The following is a 20398-nucleotide window of genomic DNA, read 5'->3' as shown; positions in this document are numbered from 1 at the left end:
GAGTGGCGCCCATGGACTTCGGACTCGTCCTCCAGACCGACCCGCCCGCCTCCCGGGTCGTCAGCCTGATGAAACGGGCGGAACGCAACGGCTTCCGCTACGGCTGGACCTTCGACTCCGCCGTGCTCTGGCAGGAACCGTTCGTGATCTACAGCCAGATCCTGGCGAACACCCAGAAGCTCACGGTCGGCCCGATGGTCACCAACCCTGGCACCCGCACCTGGGAGGTCACCGCCTCCACCTTCGCCACCCTCAACGACATGTTCGGCAACCGCACCGTCTGCGGCATCGGCCGCGGCGACTCCGCGATGCGCGTCGCGGGCCGCAGACCCAACACCCTCGCCCGGATCAGCGAGGCCATGAAGGTCATCCGCGCCCTCGGCCGGGGCGAGGAGGCCGACCTCGGCGGTACCAAGATCCGCTTCCCGTGGATCAAGGAGGGCGCCGAACTCCCCGTCTGGATGGCCGCGTACGGACCGAAGGCGCTGAAGATGACCGGCGAGGAGGCGGACGGGTTCATCCTCCAGCTCGCCGACCTGTACCTGACCGAGTACATGGTGAAGGCGGTCAAGGACGCGGCGGCCGAGGCCGGGCGTGACCCGTCCGAGGTGACGATCTGCGTCGCCGCCCCCGCCTATGTCACCGAGGACGACTCGCCCGAGGCCCTGGCGCACGCCCGCGACCAGTGCCGCTGGTTCGGCGGCATGGTCGGCAACCACGTCGCCGACCTGGTCGCCAGGTACGGCGAGCACTCCGCGCAGGTCCCCGCGGAACTCACCGACTACATCAGGGCCCGGCAGGGCTACGACTACGCCCACCACGGCCGCAGCGGCAACCCGGACACCGCGTTCGTGCCCGACGAGATCGTGGACCGGTTCTGCGTCATCGGCCCGGTCGAGAAGCACATCGAGAAGCTGACCGCGCTGCGCGCCCTGGGCGTCGACCAGTTCGCGGTGTACGACATGCACGACGCGCAGGAAGCCACCATCGAGGCCTACGGCCACCACGTCATCCCCGCCGTCAACTCCTGACCCCCGTCCACGCGCTACGAGTCCCCCCACGCCCCCTCTTGGTCTCCCCTCCCCGGCGCCTGGGGAGGGGGCTGGTGCCCGCACGGCCATCCCGATCCGCCTCTCCCCGATTGGCCAGCCCATGACCGACACCGCTCCCACGGCCAGACCGATATCCGGCCAGGTCACCCTTCCCGACGGGCGCGTGGAACTCGCCCCCGGCACCCCGCCGCCCAGCGGCCCCTACGCCAACCAGGACCTGCTCCCGGTCCCCGTGGCCGGGCGCACGTGGACGACGTACAACTTCTCCGCCCTGTGGGTCGGCATGGCCCACAACACCGCCTCCTGGACCCTCGCCTCCGGCCTGATCGCGGTCGGCATGGACTGGAAGCAGGCGGTGTTCACCATCGCCCTCGCCAACCTGATCGTGCTGGTGCCGATGCTGCTCACCGGGCACGCGGGCCCCAAGTACGGCATTCCCTTCCCGGTCTTCGCCCGCGCGTCCTTCGGCGTGCGCGGCGCCAACCTGCCCGCCGTCGTACGGGCGCTGGTGGCGTGCGGCTGGTTCGGCATCCAGACCTGGATCGGCGGCGAGGCGATCTACTTCCTCGCCGGGAAGCTGATCGGCGACGGCTGGAAGAACGCCGGGCACATCGGCGGCCACGCCTGGACGATGTGGCTGTCCTTCGCGATCTTCTGGGCGATCCAGGTGGCCATCATCCACCGCGGCATGGAGACCATCCGCCGCTTCGAGAACTGGGCCGCGCCGTTCGTCCTGGTCGGCGCGTTCGTGATGCTGTGGTGGATGAGCAGCAAGGCCGGCGGCGTCGGGCCGCTCTTCGACCAGCCGTCCGAGCTCGGCTGGGGCGGCGACTTCTGGAAGCTGTTCTGGCCCTCCCTCATGGGCATGATCGGCTTCTGGTCGACGCTGTCGCTCAACATCCCCGACTTCACCCGCTACGGCAGGAGCCAGCGCGCGCAGACCTGGGGCCAGGCCCTCGGCCTGCCGACCACGATGACCCTGTTCGCGTTCCTGTCCGTGCTGGTCACCTCCGGCTCGCAGGCCGTGTACGGCGAACCCGTCTGGGACCCGGTGCAGCTGGCGGCGAAGACGGACAACGTGGCCGGTCTGCTGTACGCGCTCGTGACCGTCCTGGTGGCCACGCTGTCCGTGAACATCGCCGCCAACCTGGTCTCCCCGGCCTTCGACTTCTCCAACGTCGCGCCCAGGAAGGTGAGTTTCCGCACCGGCGCCCTGATCACCGCCGTCCTCGCCGTGCTGATCTGCCCGTGGAAGCTGTACTCCGACCCGAGGGGCTACATCTTCACCTGGCTCGGCCTGGTCGGCGGCCTGCTCGGCACGGTCGCCGGCATTCTCGTCGCCGACTACTGGCTGCTGCGCCGCACCCGCCTGGACCTCGGCGACCTGTACCGTCCGGGCGGCCGGTACTGGTACGCGGCCGGCTGGAACTGGCGGGCGGTCGTCGCCTTCCTGGCGGGCGGTGTCCTCGCGATCGGCGGCGCGAGCCTCAAGCCCCTGGCCGACGGCCGCCCGATCCCCGCCCTGGCGCCCCTCGCGGACTACGGCTGGGCGGTGGGCCTCGGCACCTCCCTGGTGCTCTACCTGACCCTCACCCTGGCCTCGGGGCGGCGCGCCGACGGCTGAGCGGACCGGCATCGTCATGGGGGCGCGGCGCCCGGGCAGTCGTCGACCACGGTCAGGGCCTCGGCCCGGGCCGGCCGACCTGAACACCGGCGTACGGCGCAGGGACCGGGCTCGGGCCGGGACTCGACCACCGGCGTGCCGCGCACAGGGGCGGCCCCCATCACCGGCCACCGGCCGGGCTGGTCCGGACGGCGTCGCGGGATCAGCCCCGGTCGGCGCCCAGCGCGGCCACCGCCGACTTCGCCGCCTTGATGGCACCCTTGTTGATCTCGTCCGTACCGGGGGCTTTCTTGCTCTCGAAGTCGCTTCCGTTGTAGGTGACGACGACGAGGGCGTTGGCGGCGCGGACCAGCACCACGCCCTCACGGGTCTGCTGGCCGTCCTCCGTGGTGAGGTTCACGACGGAGTAGGCGCTTTCCCCGAGCCCGGGGACGACCCCGCCGCCGCTCTTCTCGGCGACCCGCTGCTCGTACTCCTTCTTCGCCTGCTGGTCCGACTCGCTGATCTCGAAGGACACGTCGAGCCAGCGGTAGTCGTAGCCCTGGAGCGCGTTCCAGGAGCAGGTGCGGCGCAGTGCGGTGTCCGTGGACGGGATCTCCTTGCCGGCCGTCTTCGCCCCGGGAACCAGGGACTTGACGGTGCCGGCGGGCACGGCGGAGCAGGGGGCGGGCGCGGTGCTGTACGTCTTCGCCGCCGTGGTGGACGACGGCGCGGCGGCGGAGGACCCGGCGGGCGTCTTCTGGGCCGTCTGGTGCCCGGCGGAGGCCGGCGGCGCGGCCGGGCCGGACGACAGCGCCCAGCCGGCGCACGCGAGCACCGCGACCGGCGTCAGGCGCGCGGTGAGAGCGAGCGGCAGAGGAAGGGAACGCACAGCGCACTTCTCGTGGGGGAGGGGGTGCGGAGGGGGTCCGCATGGTGGACGGGGACGACAGTGTCACACGACTCCCGGTGGGGCGGAAGTGCCAACTCGCTGCGTACCCGCCCGATCACGGCCGCGTGTTCACGAGGTACTGCTTGGCCCGTTATGCCCCCCGGCCGGCCGCGGGCACCACGAACCGCCGACGGCCGCCGGCACGGCACGGGGTGCGGTTACGGCACCCGCGCCGTCCACTCCGGCGACGAGAACTTGGTGCGCGCCAGCTCCTCTGCCCGCGCCAGCTCCTCGTCGGTGACCTTGCCCTGCGCCAGGCCGTAGCGCGCGCGGAAGGAGGCGATCATCCGGTCGATGACGGCCTCGCGCGGCAGCCCGGTCTGCCGCCGCAGCGGGTCGACCCGCTTCTTCGCGCTCCTCGTCCCCTTGTCGGACAGCTTCTCCCGCCCGATCCGCAGCACCTCGACCATCTTGTCCGCGTCGATGTCGTACGACATGGTCACGTGGTGCAGTACGGCACCCGGGCCGCCGCCGGGGCCGACGATCCGCTTCTGCGCCGCGCCCGCGATCTTGCCCTGGTCGGTCGCGATGTCGTTCAGCGGCTGGTACCAGGCCCGGATGCCCATGTCGCCGAGGGCGCCCAGCACCCAGTCGTCCAGATAGGCGTAGCTGTCCTGGAAGGACAGGCCCTGCACGAGGGACTCGGGCACCGACAGCGAGTAGGTGATCGTGTTGCCGGGCTCCACGAACATCGCGCCGCCCCCGGAGATCCGCCGCACGACCTCGATGCCGTGCCGGGCGGCGCCCTCCGGGTCCACCTCGTTGCGCAGCGACTGGAAGCTGCCGATGATCACCGCGGGGGCGCCCCACTCCCACACCCGCAGCGTCGGCGCCCGCCGGCCCGCGGCCACCTCGGCGGTCAGCACCTCGTCCAGCGCCATGTGCAGGGCGGGCGACTGCGGGGCCTCGTGGATCAGCTGCCAGTCGTAGTCCGTCCAGTCCGTCGCGTGCGCGAGCGCGCGGCGGACCGCCGTGCCGACGCCCTCCGACGTCAGCCCGTACATCACTGTCCCCGCCGGCAGTGCCGCCTCGATCCGTGCGGCCAGCCCCGCCGCGTCCGTGTCCGCCGGGGCGCCCTCCAGCGCGCGGTTCACCGCCTCCAGTGCCTCGTCCGGCTCCAGGAAGAAGTCACCCGCCACGCGGACGTGCCGCAGCACGCCGTCCTCGACGTCCACGTCCACGACGACGAGCTTGCCGCCGGGCACCTTGTACTCACCGTGCACTGCCTGGGCCTCCGTTCCTCCCGGACGAGATCAACGCGGGAGCCGGCCGCGGTGTTCCCCCGGGCGCCGGTCACGTCCATACGGTCACCCGGGAGAGGCGGCCCGCCAGGAGAGGGCCCGACGACCGGCAGGAGCGTCCGCCGGGCGCCGGGCCGGGAGGGCGCGGGGCACGGCCCGCCGGCCCCGGACGGAACGAATCCGCCGGTCCCGGTCGTCCGGCTCAGGCCGCTGTGAGGTGCACCGGGGGAGCCGGCGACCGGCGACGACGCTGCGGGGCCTCGCGCCTAGGCGGCGATGCGGTCGTTGACCAGGCGGAGCAGTTCGCCGAGGGTGCCCACCTCGGTGATCTGCTCGTCCGGCACGACCACCCCGTGCTCCACCTTGAGCCGGGTCGCCGTCTCGATGAGCGCCAGCGAGTCGTAGCCGAGGTCGTCCAGCGGCATGTCGGCGAGGTCGTCGGGCACCTCGGCGAACTCCCCGCCGCCGGCGCAGGAGACGAGGATGCCGTGCAGTTCGTCGATGGTCATCGGTTCGGGCATGGTCGGATTCCGTTCTGGGCGAGGTGGATGACGACTGCGGCGTTGAACCCCCAGCGGCCCCGGGCCAGGACCAGCGCGGTCTCGACCGCCGCCGGGCGGGGCTCACCGACGACGAGGTCGAGGCCGTAGTCGTCGGGCGGCGAAACGGCCTCGGAGGTCGGTGGGATCACCCCCTCCCGGATGCTCATCAGGGCCGCGACGACGTCGAGGACCCCGCCGCCGGAGAAGAGCCTGCCGGTCAGGGACTTGGGCGCGGTGACGGGAACGCCGCCGGCCCCGAAGAGGTCCCGCAGGGCCTCCGCCTCGGCCCGGTCCAGCGCGGGCAGGCCCGCCGCGTCGGCGAACACGACGTCCACCGCGTCCGGGCCGATCCCGGCGTCCGCCAGGGCGAGCCGCGCGGCCCGGCCGAGGCCCGGTGGGCGTCCGGTGCCGGGGGCCGGGTCGAACGTGGCCGCGTGGCCCGCGATCTCGCCGTAGACACGGGCCCCTCGGGCGCGGGCCGCCGCCGGGTCCTCCACGACGCAGATCGCGCCGCCCTCGCCGGGCACGTAACCGGCCGCGTGCCGGTCGAACGGCCGGTACGCGGTGGCCGGGTCGGGGTCGAGGCTGACCCGCCCGCCCGCCAGGTGCGAGGCCCAGCCCCACGGGTCGAAGGCGGAGTCGACCCCGCCGCACACCACGAGCGGCACACCGGTCCGGGCCACCCGCCTGGCCTGCCCCAGCGCGTCGAGCCCGCCCGCCTGTTCGGCGACCAGCGCGATGGACGGGCCGCGCATCTTGTGCCTGATGGAGATCTGGCCGGTGTTCACCGCGTAGAACCAGGCGAACGACTCGTACACGCTGACGTGTTCCGGCCCGAGGCTCCAGAGCTTCTTGAACTCCCGGTGGGTGAAGTCGAAGCCCCCGGAGGCGTTGGCCGTGACGACGCCCATGTCGTAGTCCCTCAGGGCGGACGTGTCCACTCCCGCGTCCTCGATGGCGTCCTGGGCGGCGATCAGCGCCAGGCGGGTGGAGACATCGGTCTGCGCCATCAGGGTGCTGGGCAGGTGCTGGGCCGGGTCCAGCCCCTCCACGAGGCCGGCCAGCCGCGCCGGATAGCCGGAGGTGTCGAACCGGTCCAGCTCCCTGATGCCGGTGCGGCCGGACAGGGTCGCCGCCCAGAACTCCTTGAGGCCGACACCGTTCGGTGCGACCACACCCACACCGGTGATCACGGTCATGACGCCTCCCGGTCCGGCCGGGTCAGGACCATCGCGCTCTGGAAGCCGCCGAAGCCGCTGCCGACCGTCAGCACGGTGTCGGTGCGGTGCTCGCGGGCCACGTTCGGCACATAGTCCAGATCGCACAGCGGATCGCTCACGTGCAGGTTCGCCGTCGGCGGCACCGTGTGGTGCGCCATCGCCAGCAGCGAGGCCGCGATCTCGACCGAGCCGACGGCGCCGAGCGAGTGCCCCACCATCGACTTGATCGAGCTGATCGGCGTCTTGTACGCGTACTCGCCGAGGCTCCGCTTGAACGCCGCCGTCTCGTGCCGGTCGTTCTGCTTCGTCCCCGAGCCGTGCGCGTTGATGTAGTCCACCTCGGACGGGTGAACCCGCGCCTGGCCGAGCGCGGCGCGGATCGCCTCCGCCATCTCCCGGCCGTCGGCCTTGAGGCCGGTCATGTGGTAGGCGTTGCAGCGGGTGGCGAAGCCGCCGACCTCCGCGTACGCCCGTGCGCCGCGCCGCCGGGCGGCGGTCAGCTCCTCCAGTACGAAGAAGGCCGCGCCCTCCGCGAGCACGAACCCGTTGCGGGTGCCGTCGAACGGCTTGGACGCGTGGGCGGGGTCGTCGTTGTAGGTGGTGGTCGCCTTGATCGCGTCGAAACAGGCGACCACGATCGGGGTGATGGGGGTGTCGGTGGCCCCCGCGATCATGACGTCGGCGCTGCCCTCGCGGATCAGCGAGACGGCGTGCCCGACGGAGTCGAGCCCGGAGGTGCAGCCGTCCGAGACCATCGTGACCGGCCCCTCGGCGCCGAACGCCCAGGCGATCTCGGCCGGCATGATGCTCGGCACCATGTGGTCGAACATGTGCGGCGAGAGGTGGTCGGGCGACATCTCCCAGTTCCTGCCCGCGTCGGACAGCACCAGGTACTCCTGCTCCAGGCTGGTCGCCGCCGCGACCGCGCTGCCCAGGCTGACCCCCGTCCGGTACGGCGACAGCGCGTCCAGATCGATGCCGCTGTCGGCCACCGCCTCCCTGGCGGCGACCACCGCGAGCTGCGTGGCGCGGTCCATCCGCCGTACCTCACGGGGGGTGAGCCCCTCCTCCGCCGCGTCGAAGTCCACCTCGGCCGCGACCTGGGACCGGTAGGGCGAGGGATCGAAGAACGAAATGCGGCGGGTCGCCGTACGGCCGGAGGACAGCAAATCCCAAAAGGCGCCCTTGCCTCGTGATCCTGGTGCCCGCACTCCCATCCCGGTGATGACGACTCGACGATTCATGAGGTGCCACCGGGCACTTTTATGCCGTTCATCTGCGTGGCCTCCGCGCTGTGATGAGGTCTCCGTACGAATTCGCGTCGCTCCGAAAGATAAAGTTCGCAGCTCAACGCTCGCTCAATCCGTGCTCTAAGGCGGGGAGCCGTGGAATGAGCCGGGTGAGACGGATTCCGGGCACGAGGAATCCGGCCGTGGCGGCACCCGGGTGCGCCCCTCGCCACCCGGGTGACGCCGGTCGGGTCACCCGGGCCCGCGGCCCGGCGAGGGCGGCACCGAGAGTCCGCGGGGGCCGGCGGGACGGCGGTCCGCGAGACCGTCAGGAGGTGACGGCCTCGCCGCCGGTGACGTACTCCGCCGCCGCCCGGGCCTGCGCGCGCACGGCCGCCAGGTCGTGGTGGAGCAGGACGCCGTTGCGCTTCACGGCCCGGCCGGCCACCAGCACCGTGTCGACGTTGCCGGGGTGCGCGGAGCTGACCACCGCGCCGATCGGGTCGTGCGCGCCGGCCAGGTTCACGTCGTCGGCCCGCAGCAGCACGATGTCCGCCTGCTTGCCGACCCGTAGCGAACCGACCTCGTCGCCGAGGCCGAGCGCCCGGGCCCCGTCCAGGGTGGCGATCCGGAGCAGATCCGCCGGGGTCAGGTGCGGACCCGGCGCCAGGTAGCTGGTCAGCAGGCCGGCGCGGATGACGGAGAAGAAGTCGCCGCCCACCGTGGTGACGACGTCCACGCCCAGGCCGGTGGTCGTACCGGCCGCACGCAGCCGGCCGATCAGCGGGCCGCCGTGGCCCAGCCGGGCCTCCACCGCCGGGGTGATGGAGACGGCGCCGCCGGAGTCCGCGATCATCGCCAGTTCGTCGTCGGCCAGCGAGTTGCCGTGCACGTAGAGGGTGTCCTGGCGGAGCAGCCCGTTGTCGCGCAGCAGCTCGATCGGCCGCTCGTTGACCGGTCCGCTGGCCACGTGCGTGACGATCGGCAGGCCCAGTTCGTCGGCGAGCTTCCAGTCCGCCTCGACCGCGTCCAGCTTCTGGTTCGACGGGCCGAGCGAGGCCGCCGCCATGCGCAGCAGCGTCTCGCCGGGCCGGATGAGCTCGCGGGCCCGGCGGACCTCGGCCTGGTACTGCGGGGTGAGGAGGTAGCCGAAGACGGCGCGGACGCCGGCCGCGCGCAGACCGTCCAGCGCGGCCTCGGCGTAGTCGAGGTCGAAGCCGGGCACGAAGCCGTCGGGCTTGATGCGGTCGGCACGGGCGTAGGCGAAGTCCTGCACGGTGGTGACGCCCGAGTCGAGGCACTCCAAGGCACCGATCAGGTTGGCCACCCGCACGTCCTCGGGCCGGAACCGGGGACCGATCTGCTGGCGCACCAGCTGGAAGTACTCGGGCAGGTCCACGTCGACCGCGATGGAGCGCAGCACGGCCTGCCAGACGTGGCGGTGGGTGTCCACGAAACCGGGCAGCACGATCCGGTCGGTGGCGTCGATGACGGTCGCCCCCTCGGGGGCGGACAGGTGCGGGCCGACCGCGGCGATGCGGCCGTCCTCGATCAGCAGGTCCCAGCCGGGATGGGCGACCGGCTCGGGCTCCGTGTCGATCACGAGCCCGTTGCGCAGCAGTACGGATTCCACGGCACGCCTCCAGCTCACGAGAAAATGTTTTCCCGGAATCTATAACGGAATTACTGACGCGGGGCAAGGTCGAATGTCCGCACGCCGACTGGTTAGCCATAATTGAGCCCCGCTTTAACGGACTGATCCACCATGTGACCGATGTGGCGAGGGTCGATTTTCCGGATGCCTGGACCGACCTCTTTCCAGCCGGGCGACAATTCCCCGTCGCGCGGCCTTCGGAATTCCTGGCCGTTGTTTCCGGCCGTCGCGTTCTCGGGCCCGCTCGCCGTCATGTCCCGTTCCGGCAGAACCGAGTGGCCGAAGAGGAAAACAGATGCCCGTCATCAGGAGCACACCGTCCGCCGCGGCCGGTGACCAGGGTCCCTCGCCCGTCACCGCACTGCGTGATCTGTCGCTCGCCTCCGCCGCGCCGGCGGCGCTGCGGGCCGCCGTCCGGATCGGGGTCGCCGACGCGCTCGGCGACACCCCCGTGCCGGTCGGCGACCTCGCGGCGGCACTGAAGGTCGACGCCGCGGTGCTGCTGCGCCTGCTGCGCAACCTGCGCTGCTACGGCGTCTTCGACGAGACCGCCGACGGTATCGTGCACACGGCCACCTCCCGGCTGCTGCGCGAGGACGACCCGCAGCGGCTGAAGTACTGGGTCCAGTGGGTCACCGAGCCGTGGGTGTGGGAGCTGTGGCCCGACCTGGAGGCGGCGGTGCGCGACGGCCGAGGCCACTTCGAGGACCGGTACGGCGAGGAGTTCTTCGCCCACCTGCACAGCCGGTGGCAGGAGTCCACCGAGATCTTCAACAAGTCGCAGACGGAGCTGTCCAGGCTGACCTCCGCGGCCATCGCCGAGTCGCTGGACCTGAGCGAGGTGAAGACCTTCGCCGACGTCGGCGGCGGGCGCGGTTTCACGCTCGCGGAGCTGCTGGAGGCGAACCCGCACCTGCACGGCACACTGGTCGACCTGCCGGCCGCGGTCGCCCACCCCGATCCGCGGCTGCGCCCCGGAGGCGCGCTCGCCGGACGCTCCAGTGTGGTGGCCGGCGACTGCCTGCGGGAGATCCCGGTCGAGGCGGACGTCTACCAGTTCAAGAGCATCCTCGAATGGGACGACGAGCGGACCGTGACCGCGCTGCGCAACGCCCGGCGGGCGGGCCGGCCCGGCAGCCGTGTCCTCGTCATCACCAACCTCGTCGACGACAGCCCGGAGATCCGCTATGCCACCGGCATCGACCTGCTGTTCCTGCTCAACACCAACGGCAGGCGGCACACCCGGGAGGGCGTGGCCGGACTCGTGGACCGGGCCGGACTGCGGCTGGAGGGCATCGCCCCGGTGGGCCGGCTCCTGCACGTGGTCGAGACGTCCGTCCCCGAGTGACCCGCGCGGCGCGAACGACCAGATCCGACCCCTCCCACGATCGAGGTGCCACGATGACCACTGACATCGCCCGGCCGGACGCCACGGCCGAGCACACCGCCGACGAGGCGTTCGCCGAGCTGCTGTTCTCCCCCGAGGGACTCGCGGACCCGTTCTCCCGGTACCACCGACTGCGTGAGGCCGCGCCGGTCCACCGCACCTCGATGGGCACCTGGGTGCTGACCCGCTACGACGACGTGGACGAGTTCCTGCGCAGCAAGCTGGTCAACAAGGACATCCAGGTCTACATGGCCGGACGGTTCAGCGGCGACTGGGAACAGCACCAGGCGCTGCGCAAGCTCGCCGCCAACATGCTGTGGACCAACCCGCCCGAGCACACCCGGCTGCGCCGGATCGCCAACCGGGCGTTCACCGAGAAGCGGGTGAACGAGCACCGGGCCTTCATCGAGCGCAGGTTCGACGAGCTGATCGAGCCGCTCGCCGCGGCGGGCGGCGGCGACATCTGCAACGACGTCTGCTTCCCGCTCGCCCTCAGCGTCGTGGCGAACCTCATCGGAGTCCCGCAGGAGGAGGCTCCGCTGCTGCGCGACAAGATCCGTGACTTCCAGCGCACCTTCGAGCCGGGCATGACCGCCACCGAGCTGCGCAAGGCCGACGAGGCGGCGAAGTTCCTGGACGACTACTTCGCCGACCACGTCCGCGGCAAGCAGCGCCGGCCGGGCGACGACCTGGTCTCGGCGCTGATCGACACCGAGGACGAGGGCGAACGTCTCGGTTTCGACGAGCTGGTGCAGATGTGCCACATGATCATCGCCGCGGGCAGCGAGACCACCACCTTCTTCATGACCAACGGCATCCGGCTCTTCGCCGAGCACCCGGACCAGGCGGACCTGGTGCGCGCCGACCCCTCGCTCCTCGACCGGGCGCGGGAGGAGGTGCTGCGCTACATGCCGTCGGCGCACATGATCCCTCGGACGACGACCGCGGCGGTGCGGGTCGGCGGCGTGGAGATCCCGGCCGGCGCGCGGGTCATGGTGTGGATCGCGGCGGCCAACCGCGACCCGGAGCGCTATCCGGACCCGGACAGGTTCGACATCCTGCGTGAGGGGCAGCCCGCGCCGCTGGCCTACGGGCTGGGCACGCACTTCTGCCTCGGCTGGCGGCTGGCGAACCTCCAGGCGCAGGTCGTCTTCTCGTCGCTGCTCACCCGCTTCTCCCGGCTGGAGATCACCGAACCGCTGCGCCACCGGGCGCGGGTCGCCTTCCCGCAGCTGGAGTCGCTGCGGATCCGGTTCCACGAGCACCCGGCGGAGCGTCCGGCGCCGTCCGGCTCGACCGTGCGGTTCCTGTCGGAGGAGTACCTGGCGGAGCTGGAGGCGCTGGCTCCGGCCAAGCAGCCGGAGATACCGCACGTGAACGTCCGGGTGCAGTTCCACGCCACGGACACGCCCGAGGGCCAGGTCGACTACCACCTGCTGATCCGACGGGGCGTCATCGTCAGGGCCGGCCGCGGTGTGATCGGCGACAGCGACCTCGCGATCACCGGGACCTACCGCGACCTGGTCGACTTCCAGGCCGGGGAGCTGCACGCCGCGACCGCCTTCGTCACCGGGCAGTTCCGGGTGACCGGTGACAAGGCGAAGCTGCTGGAGCTGATGCTGGTGCTCCAGTCCGGCTACTACCACCAGTTCGTGGCCGACCTGTGGGCGAAGACGTCATGGTGACGCACACGCTCGTCTTCCACTTCAGCGACGAGATGTCCGAAGCGGACCGCGCGCAGTTCTTCCGCGAGGGTTCCGCGCTGGTCCTCGCCTCCGGGCTGGCGGACTCCTACCGGCACTGGCCGCACGTGCCGCTGCACGACGACGTCGGTGCCGAGGTCGCCCCGGTCTTCGTCCCCTCCGCGATGGCCCGGATCACCTGCCGCGACCTCGGCACGATGCGCGAGCTCTTCGCCCACCCGCCACTGCTGGAGTTCGTCCGCCACTGGCAGTCCAGGTTCCCCTACCAGGCGGTCTCGGTGAACACCGAGGAGTAGGCCCTGTCGTCGAACTCCCGTCGTGCCGTCCGTCCCCCTCACCCACCGGAGCGTCAGACCATGCCGGTCAATCCTCATGCCCTGGGCAACCGCGATCCCCGCTTCGCCGATCAGCGCTGGCTGCTGGATCTGGCCATCGAGCAGTTCGGGCCGGAATGGGACCAGGACCGCCTGCACTACCTGTCGGCTCCGGTCAGCGCCGATCACAAGGGCGCGATCCTGGGGCTGGGGCGCTCGATCCGCAAACTGGACGACTTCACCCGTGAGATGGTCAACCTCGCCCGGCACTTCGAACTCCGCGGTGCGGGGCAGCGGCGGGCCGGGCACACCGCCTCCGCGAGCGACGACCACTTCGCGGCCGCCGTCCTCTACGGCGGCGCCCAGTGGCCCATCTTCGCCAACACCGAGCTCAACGTCGTCCTGGAACAGAAGAAGACCGACTGCTACACCGCCTACGCCGCCGGCGCGGACCACCTCGTGGAACCCGTCGAGGTGCCGTACGAGGGCCGGACGCTGGCCGGCTGGTTCCACCTGCCCCCGGGGCACGAGGAAGCCACCGGCCCGCTGCCGTGCGTGGTGCTGCTCTCCGGGATGGACGGCTTCAAGGAGATGAACGTCTTCGCGAGCGCCGACCGCCACCTGCGCCGCGGCATGGCCGTGCTCACCCTGGACGGTCCCGGCCAGGGCACGTCGCTGGTCCGGGAGATCTGGTACGACCCCGACCGCTACGGACAGGTCGGCACCGCGGCCTACGAGGCGGTCGCGGCCCGCCCGGAGGTCGACCCGGAGCGGGTCATGCTCTGCGGGGTGAGCCAGGGTTCGTTCTGGGTCACCCAGATGGCCGCGGCCGAGCCCCGGTACGCCGCCTGCGCCACGCTGTTCACCTGTTTCGACCCCGGCAACGCCGTCATGTTCGGCTCCGCCTCGCCGACCTTCCGCCAGCGCTTCATGTACATGACCGGCACGTCCGGTGTCGAGGAGCTGGAGGCCAAGGTCGGCACCATGACCGTCGCCGGGCTCAGCAAGCAGATCCACATGCCCTACCTGGCGGTCATGGGCGAGGACGACCCGCTGTGCGACCCCGCGGACACCTACCGGCACCTCAACGACGTGCCCGGCCCCAAGGAACTGCTGTTCTACGTCGGCGAGCACCACGCCCCGGTCACCCGCACCGCGGGCCGCCTCGGCCCCGCCGTCTTCGTCGCCGTCGCCGACTGGCTCGCCGAACGGGCGGCGGGAGAACCGCTCACGTCCCGGCACACCACCGTCGACGCCCGCGGCCGCTCCCACACCGAACCGTGGGGCGGCGAGCGGCACTACACCTACGGTGCCCCCCTCGACCCGCGCACCCTGCTCGGGGACGGCCCCGGCACCGGCCTGTCCTGACCCGACCGTCCCGACCCGGCACCCGATCCGCCCAGCCGTCCTCACCGCTGCCCTGGAGTGCTCATGTCCGCCGCCGCCACCACCGTCTCGGTCATGCTCGCCGCGGTGCTCCTCTTCACCTCCTACGCGACCTTCACCGGCAAGGAGGCCGTCCGCCGGGGCATCGTCGAGGTGGGCTTCCCGGCATCCCTCCTCTGGTTCCTGGGCCTGGCCCAGTGCGCCGGCGCCGTCGGCCTGATCGCGGGGCTGTACTGGTCGCCACTGGCCATCGCCGCCGCCACGGGCCTCGTGCTGTACTTCCTCGGCGCCGTCGGGTCGCACATCCGGGTCGGGCACCCGCGCCGCGCCGGCCTGTCCGCCGCCATCCTGCTCGGCTCCGTCACGGCACTCTGCCTGGTGACGCTGAGCGCCTGAGCGCCGGGTCCGGGCGGCCCCGCCGGTTAGCCAGGCTTGAGCCGGGATTTACGGCGGCCCCGGACCATCGACACGAGCGACGCCGGCACACAGGCGTTCGACCAGCGAATCCCCGATGCTGATGAGGTCATCGTGCACATCTCGAAACCCTTCGTGCTGAAGCCGTCCGAGGCCCGGCCCGGGGCGCCCAGCCCCGAGGACGCGGCCGGCACCGCCTTCAAGACGGCCTTCAAGCTCATCGCCAGCGACACCGACGCCCGGTTCAGCCTCCTCGAATGGCACCTCGACCCGTGGCAGACCGGTCCGGGGCTGCACCAGCACAACTTCGACGAGGCCTTCTACGTGCTGGAGGGCCACGTGGTCTTCCAGGTGGGGGAGGAGCGCCACGTCCTCGGCCCGCGGCAGCTGGCCTGGATGCCCCGGAACACCCCGCACTCCTTCTCCAACGCCGGTGGCGAGCCCGCCGCCGGACTGACCGTGTCCACCCCCGGCGGCCTGGAGAACGTCTTCGCCGCCGCGTCGAGCGACCCCGACGTGCCGCGCCCCGCGTTCCGGTTCGAGGTGGAGCGGCTCGGACCCCCGGTCCGCGCCGAGGGCGCGCCCGAGCAGCCCGAGTGAACGGCACGACCGAGCCAACCCCAGCCGAAGGGATCACTGCAATGACCGCGGACCTCACGTTCGAGCGCTTTCGCGACTACATGGTGGGCCCGGCCAGGTTCATGAACCTGCTGAGCGTCTTCGAACTCGGCCTCATCGACGAACTCCGGGAGCACGGCGCCCTGACCGCGGCCCAGCTCGGCGCCGCCGTCGGGACCCGCCCCGACGCCGTGGAACAACTGCTGCTCCTGCCGGTCAAGGAGGGCTTCGTCGCGCACGACGAGGCGTCCGGCCGGTACTCCCTCGACTCGCTCGCCCGCGTGGACCAGGCGGACGTGCAGCGCCTGCTGACCCTGATGAACATGATCAAGGTGGTCATGCTCCGGCAGGTCTTCTACCTCACCGAGAGCGTGCAGACCGGGACGGTCGTCGGCCTGGAGAAGCTCTACGGGTACCAGGGCAACCTGTACGGAGCCGTCGCCGAGCACAAGGACCTGCGCGAGTCGTGGGCGACGCTGATGGACAACGTCACCGAGTACATCGACACCTGGTTCTTCGCCAACGTCGACATCCCGGCCGGCTCCCGGGTGCTCGACGTCGCCGGCAACACCGGCCTGGGCGCCATCCTGACGTACCGCCGGAAGGAGTCGCCCGGACTGCACGTGACCACCTTCGACCTGCCCGAGAAGGAGAGCGAGTGCCTGGAGAACTTCCGGGCGCACGGCGTCGCCGAGCACTGCTCCTTCATCGGCGGTGACGTCTTCGAGTCCGTCCCCACGGGCTTCGACGTCGCTCTGGTCAAGCACTTCCTGGACATGTTCGACAAGGACCAGGTGTTCAAGATCCTGCGCGGGGTGCACGGGGCGCTGCCGGCCGGCGGGCAGGTCCACATCCTGGTCCCGGTCTACCCGGAGGACGTCAAGGGCGACGACAACGTCGACATCGACTTCTTCCCCGCCTTCTTCCTCGGCTGCACCATGGGCCAGGGCGGCCCGCAGAAGATGTCCACCTACCGCGCCTGGCTGGAGGAGTGCGGCTTCGAGGTGACCCGGACCCTCACCCAGGACCGCGCCACGATGCCGCCCGGCACGTTCGTCGTCCACGGCATCCTGTCCGCCACCAAGACCGCATGACCCGTCCCGTCCGCGTCGCCGCCCATCTGTGGCCCGGCGGCGCCCCCGACTACGCGACCTGGCGCGCGGCGGTGCTGCGGGCCGAGGAGATGGGCGCCGACGCCGTCTTCGGCTACGACCACTTCCACAAGCCGTGGGTGCGCCGCGGCCCGGAGGGCATCGAGATCGCCCCGGTGCAGCCCGACGTCACCAACTTCGAGGGCTGGACGTCGCTCGCGTCGTGGGCGGAGATCACCAGCCGGGTGGAGATCGGCCTGCTCGTCACCGGCATCGGCTACCGCAACCCCGACCTGCTCGCCGACATGGCCCGTACCGTCGACCACATCAGCGGCGGCCGGCTCGTCCTCGGCGTCGGCGCCGGCTGGTACGAGAAGGACTACACGGCCTACGGCTACTCCTACGGGACCCTCAGGTCCCGGATGGACCTCTTCACCGAGGGCGTCCGGCGCATCGAGCACCGGCTGGGACACCTGACCCCGCCACCCCTGCGGAAGATCCCGCTCCTCATCGGCGGCGGCGGTGAACGCCGTACCCTGCCGGTCGTCGGGCGGTACGCCGACATCTGGCACTGCGGACTGGACCTGGAGACCTTCCGCCGCAAGAACGACCTCGTCAAGCAGCACGCCGCGGCGGCCGGCCGGGACGCCGACGCGATCGAGCGGGCCGCCAACTGGAGCGGCCCCGCCCAGGCCGACGCGCTGCGGGCCGAAGGCGTCACCCTCTTCGTCACGGAGGTCAAGCCGACGGACGCCGGGTACGACCTGTCGTCCCTGAAGGACATGGTGAGCTGGCGGGACTCCGTCACCTGAGCCCCCGGCCCCCGCACACGACAGCGGCGCGCCGCCGGCACCGGGCCGGCGGCGCGCCGCTGTCACCACCCCGGTGCTACCGGCGCAGATAGGGGCCGAGCAGCGTCAGGTCGGCCGGGCCCAGCCGGTCGGAGGCGATCTTCGCCTGGTGCCAGTACGGGTACGGCAGCGGCGGGGCGCTCACCTCGTCCAGCCGCTCCAGCTCGGCAGGCTCCAGGACCAGGTCGGCGGCGCGCAGGTTCTGGTCGAGCTGCTCCTCGCTGCGCACACCGATCACCAGCGAGGTCACGGCCGGCCGGGACAGCAGCCAGGCGAGGGCCACCTGCGCCGGGGTCGCGTCCCGGTCCCGCGCGAGGGAAACCAGCGCGTCCACGACGGCGTACAGTCGGTCCTCGTCGCGCACCGGCGGCTCGTCCCAGCCGCTCAGGCGCCGGGAACCCGCGGGCGGCTCCACGCCCCGGCGGTACTTGCCGGACAGCAGCCCGCCGGCCAGCGGGCTCCACGCCAGGACGCCGAGGCCCTGGTCGACGGCGATCGGGAGCAGTTCGTACTCGGCTTCCCGGGCCTGGAGCGAGTAGTGGATCTGCTGGCTGACGAACCGCGCCGTGCCGGTCCGGTCGGAGACCCCGAGCGCCTTCATCAGGTGCCAGCCGGAGTAGTTGGAGCAGCCGACGTACCGGATCTTGCCGGCGCGCACCAGGGCGTCCAGGGCGGAGAGCGTCTCCTCCAGCGGCGTCAGGCCGTCCCACGCGTGCACCTGGTAGAGGTCGATGTGGTCGGTGCCCAGCCGGCGCAGGCTCGCCTCGCACGCCTGGATCAGGTGGTGGCGGGACAGGCCCGCGTCGTTGGGGCCGGTCCCGGTGGGCATGCGGGCCTTCGTGGCGATCAGGGCGCGGTCCAGGCGCCCCTTCATCGCCCGGCCGACGATCTCCTCCGACAGACCGCCGGAGTAGGAGTCGGCCGTGTCGATCAGGTTGACGCCCGCGTCCAGCGCGCGGTCGATCTGCCGGCTCGCCTCGGTGAGGTCGGCCCGGCCCACCTTCGCGAAAACACCGCGCCCGCCGAATGTCATCGTGCCCAGGGTCAGGACGGAAACCCGGAGACCGGAATTGCCGAGCTGTCGATATTCCATGCCCGAGATGCTAGCCGTACGGCCGGTGGACGCATTAAAGCGATGCTGCACGACGGCAATATTCTCGCTGGAGCGACCCCCCGGAACCGCCGCTCACCTGCGCTTCCGTCTCCGGCAGGCCGCTGAACCGCTTTCTGAGCCCTGCTATAGCGGGACCCGTTAGCGTCGTTCCGTCGTTCCGTCGAAAAGGGGCCCGACGTGCTGCGCCCACTGAAATCCATTGCCCTCGCCTGTCTGCGTTCCGTCTGGCGGAACGTGGTGGCCTACGGAGAAATGTGGATCGCCGTTCCGGAGGTTTCCGGGGCCGGGCCCGCGGGCGCGGCGCCCGGGGAGCGCCATCCGGAACGGGTACGCCCCGACATCCCCCTGAGCCGGGCCGAGAGGGCCTGGGAACGCCAGATACGCGACACGGCCTGACGCCCGGGGCGCGCCCGCCCGGGGAGAGAGGACGAGAGGTGGCACATGTGACGCCGGACGTCGGCAGCACGCGCGGACGGGTGGCCGAACTGGGTCTCCTGCGCGCGGAGGCGGAGCGCGGTCCCGGTGACAAGGCGACCGAGGCGCAACGGGCCAAGGGGAAGCTGACGGCGCGTGAGCGCATCGGCCTGCTGCTGGACGAGGGCTCCTTCCACGAGGTGGAGCAGTTGCGCCGGCACCGGGCGACCGGGTTCGGACTGGAGGCGAAGCGTCCCTACACCGACGGGGTGATCACGGGGTGGGGGACGGTGCACGGCCGCACGGTGTTCGTGTACGCGCACGACTTCCGGATCTTCGGCGGTGCGCTGGGCGAGGCGCACGCGGCGAAGATCCACAAGATCATGGACATGGCCGTGTCGGCCGGTGCGCCGCTGGTGTCGCTGAACGACGGTGCCGGGGCCCGCATCCAGGAGGGCGTGTCCGCGCTGGCCGGCTACGGAGGCATCTTCCGGCGGAACACCCGGGCGTCCGGCGTGATCCCGCAGATCTCGGTGATGCTGGGCCCGTGTGCGGGCGGGGCGGCGTACGCGCCGGCGCTGACGGACTTCGTGTTCATGGTCCGCGACACCTCGCAGATGTTCATCACCGGCCCCGACGTGGTGCAGGCCGTGACCGGGGAGCAGATCAGCCAGAACGGCCTGGGCGGTGCGGACGTGCACGCCGAGGTGTCGGGTGTGGCGCACTTCGTCCACGACGACGAGCCGACGTGTCTGGAGGAGGTGCGGTACCTGCTGTCGCTGCTGCCGGCCAACAACCGGGAGAACCCTCCGGCCGCGGACCCGGCGGACCCGGTGGACCGGCGCGCCGAGGCGCTGCTGGACCTGGTGCCCGCAGACGGCAACCGCTCCTACGACATGCGCCGGGTGATCGAGGAGATCGTCGACGAGGGGGAGTACCTGGAGGTCCACGAGCGGTGGGCCACCAACATCATCTGCGCGCTCGCCCGACTCGGCGGGCAGGTGGTCGGGCTGGTCGCCAACCAGCCCGCTTCGCTGGCGGGCGTGCTGGACATCGAGGCGTCCGAGAAGGCGGCGCGGTTCGTGCGGATGTGCGACGCCTTCAACGTTCCGATCGTCACCCTGCTGGACGTTCCCGGGTTCCTGCCGGGAGTGGAGCAGGAGCACGGCGGGATCATCCGGCACGGCGCCAAGCTGCTCTACGCGTACTGCGACGCGACCGTGCCGCGCGTCTCGGTGGTCCTGCGCAAGGCGTACGGCGGCGCGTACATCGTGATGGACTCGCAGTCGATCGGGGCGGACCTGACCTTCGCGTGGCCGACCAACGAGATCGCGGTCATGGGCGCCGAGGGCGCGGCGAACGTGATCTTCCGGCGGCAGATCGCGGAGGCGGACGACCCGGAGGTGATGCGGGCCCGGCTGGTCAAGGAGTACAAGGCCGAGCTGATGCACCCCTACTACGCCGCCGAGCGCGGCCTGGTCGACGACGTGATCGACCCGGCGCGGACGCGTGCCGTGCTGGCGTCCGCGCTGGCCGCGCTCCGCACCAAACACGCGGACCTGCCCTCCCGCAAACACGGCAACCCGCCCCAGTGACCCCCTCCCAGGAAGCCG

General features: G+C 71.6%; 19 protein-coding genes. 12 read left to right on the top strand and 7 right to left on the bottom strand.

Annotation, left to right across the window (positions count from 1 at the left end):
- Positions 1–11 precede the first annotated feature (11 nt).
- Together C3492_RS21930 and C3492_RS21925 are read left to right on the top strand one after the other, a co-directional pair.
- Positions 12–1031: a TIGR03842 family LLM class F420-dependent oxidoreductase gene (locus C3492_RS21930; protein ID WP_103813462.1), complete on the top strand. Its 1020-nt coding sequence runs from the start codon at positions 12–14 to the stop codon at positions 1029–1031.
- Between the two features lie 121 nt (positions 1032–1152).
- On the top strand, positions 1153–2676 hold the full coding sequence (locus C3492_RS21925) for an NCS1 family nucleobase:cation symporter-1 (protein WP_103813461.1): 1524 nt from the start codon (positions 1153–1155) through the stop codon (positions 2674–2676).
- A gap of 202 nt (positions 2677–2878) precedes the next feature.
- On the opposite strand, the gene C3492_RS21920 is transcribed toward C3492_RS21925, so the two are convergent.
- From C3492_RS21920 to C3492_RS21895, 6 genes are all read right to left on the bottom strand, one after another.
- Positions 2879–3547 carry a hypothetical protein gene (locus C3492_RS21920; RefSeq protein ID WP_103813460.1) on the bottom strand — a complete coding sequence of 223 codons (669 nt, stop codon included), beginning with the start codon at positions 3545–3547 and terminating at the stop codon, positions 2879–2881.
- A 218-nt stretch (positions 3548–3765) separates the two neighbouring features.
- Complete coding sequence (locus C3492_RS21915; protein WP_103813459.1) at positions 3766–4830, bottom strand: biotin/lipoate A/B protein ligase family protein; 1065 nt, start codon at positions 4828–4830, stop codon at positions 3766–3768.
- Between the two features lie 284 nt (positions 4831–5114).
- Positions 5115–5369, bottom strand: a complete 255-nt coding sequence (locus tag C3492_RS21910) for an acyl carrier protein (RefSeq protein WP_258055811.1) — start codon at positions 5367–5369, stop codon at positions 5115–5117.
- On the bottom strand, positions 5354–6589 hold the full coding sequence (locus C3492_RS21905) for a ketosynthase chain-length factor (RefSeq protein WP_103813458.1): 1236 nt from the start codon (positions 6587–6589) through the stop codon (positions 5354–5356). The genes C3492_RS21910 and C3492_RS21905 overlap by 16 nt, the downstream gene beginning before the upstream one ends.
- Complete coding sequence (locus C3492_RS21900; RefSeq protein WP_103813457.1) at positions 6586–7854, bottom strand: beta-ketoacyl synthase; 1269 nt, start codon at positions 7852–7854, stop codon at positions 6586–6588. The genes C3492_RS21905 and C3492_RS21900 overlap by 4 nt, the downstream gene beginning before the upstream one ends.
- A gap of 313 nt (positions 7855–8167) precedes the next feature.
- A complete protein-coding gene (locus C3492_RS21895; protein WP_258055810.1) occupies positions 8168–9490 on the bottom strand; it encodes an amidohydrolase family protein in 1323 nt (440 codons plus the stop codon).
- A gap of 298 nt (positions 9491–9788) precedes the next feature.
- On the opposite strand from C3492_RS21895, the gene C3492_RS21890 reads away from it, so the two are divergent.
- The 8 genes from C3492_RS21890 to C3492_RS21855 all read left to right on the top strand — a co-directional run bounded on the left by C3492_RS21890 (position 9789) and on the right by C3492_RS21855 (position 17218).
- Positions 9789–10841, top strand: coding sequence for a methyltransferase (locus C3492_RS21890; protein ID WP_103813455.1), 1053 nt, complete (start codon positions 9789–9791; stop codon positions 10839–10841).
- A gap of 53 nt (positions 10842–10894) precedes the next feature.
- Positions 10895–12565 carry a cytochrome P450 gene (locus C3492_RS21885; RefSeq protein ID WP_103813454.1) on the top strand — a complete coding sequence of 557 codons (1671 nt, stop codon included), beginning with the start codon at positions 10895–10897 and terminating at the stop codon, positions 12563–12565.
- Positions 12559–12879, top strand: a complete 321-nt coding sequence (locus C3492_RS21880) for a hypothetical protein (RefSeq protein WP_103813453.1) — start codon at positions 12559–12561, stop codon at positions 12877–12879. Before C3492_RS21885 ends, C3492_RS21880 begins: the two co-directional genes overlap by 7 nt.
- Positions 12880–12939: 60 nt before the next feature.
- Entirely contained in the window at positions 12940–14265 is a 1326-nt protein-coding gene (locus C3492_RS21875) for an alpha/beta hydrolase (protein ID WP_103813452.1), read from the top strand.
- A 63-nt stretch (positions 14266–14328) separates the two neighbouring features.
- A complete protein-coding gene (locus tag C3492_RS21870; protein WP_103813451.1) occupies positions 14329–14679 on the top strand; it encodes a DoxX family protein in 351 nt (116 codons plus the stop codon).
- Between the two features lie 132 nt (positions 14680–14811).
- Positions 14812–15297, top strand: a complete 486-nt coding sequence (locus C3492_RS21865) for a cupin domain-containing protein (RefSeq protein ID WP_181140485.1) — start codon at positions 14812–14814, stop codon at positions 15295–15297.
- A gap of 41 nt (positions 15298–15338) precedes the next feature.
- The gene (locus C3492_RS21860; protein ID WP_258055809.1) at positions 15339–16409 is read left to right on the top strand and encodes an acetylserotonin O-methyltransferase; all 1071 of its coding nucleotides are present in this window, start codon (positions 15339–15341) and stop codon (positions 16407–16409) included.
- Positions 16406–17218 (top strand): LLM class F420-dependent oxidoreductase, encoded by an 813-nt coding sequence (locus C3492_RS21855; RefSeq protein ID WP_103813449.1) that lies wholly within the window; start codon positions 16406–16408, stop codon positions 17216–17218. Before C3492_RS21860 ends, C3492_RS21855 begins: the two co-directional genes overlap by 4 nt.
- Before the next feature lie 76 nt (positions 17219–17294).
- Here C3492_RS21855 and C3492_RS21850 read toward each other — a convergent pair whose 3' ends face one another.
- A complete protein-coding gene (locus tag C3492_RS21850) occupies positions 17295–18350 on the bottom strand; it encodes an aldo/keto reductase (RefSeq protein WP_103813448.1) in 1056 nt (351 codons plus the stop codon).
- A 273-nt stretch (positions 18351–18623) separates the two neighbouring features.
- Here C3492_RS21850 and C3492_RS45140 point away from each other — a divergent pair, with 273 nt between their 5' ends.
- Positions 18624–18767 carry a DUF6059 family protein gene (locus C3492_RS45140; RefSeq protein ID WP_219822088.1) on the top strand — a complete coding sequence of 48 codons (144 nt, stop codon included), beginning with the start codon at positions 18624–18626 and terminating at the stop codon, positions 18765–18767.
- 38 nt (positions 18768–18805) lie between these two features.
- Entirely contained in the window at positions 18806–20380 is a 1575-nt protein-coding gene (locus C3492_RS21845) for an acyl-CoA carboxylase subunit beta (protein WP_103813447.1), read from the top strand.
- Positions 20381–20398 lie beyond the last annotated feature (18 nt).

The organism is Streptomyces sp. Ru62, from assembly GCF_002920615.1.
Taxonomy (GTDB): domain Bacteria; phylum Actinomycetota; class Actinomycetes; order Streptomycetales; family Streptomycetaceae; genus Streptomyces.
This window is presented reverse-complemented; position numbering and strand designations above follow the sequence as displayed.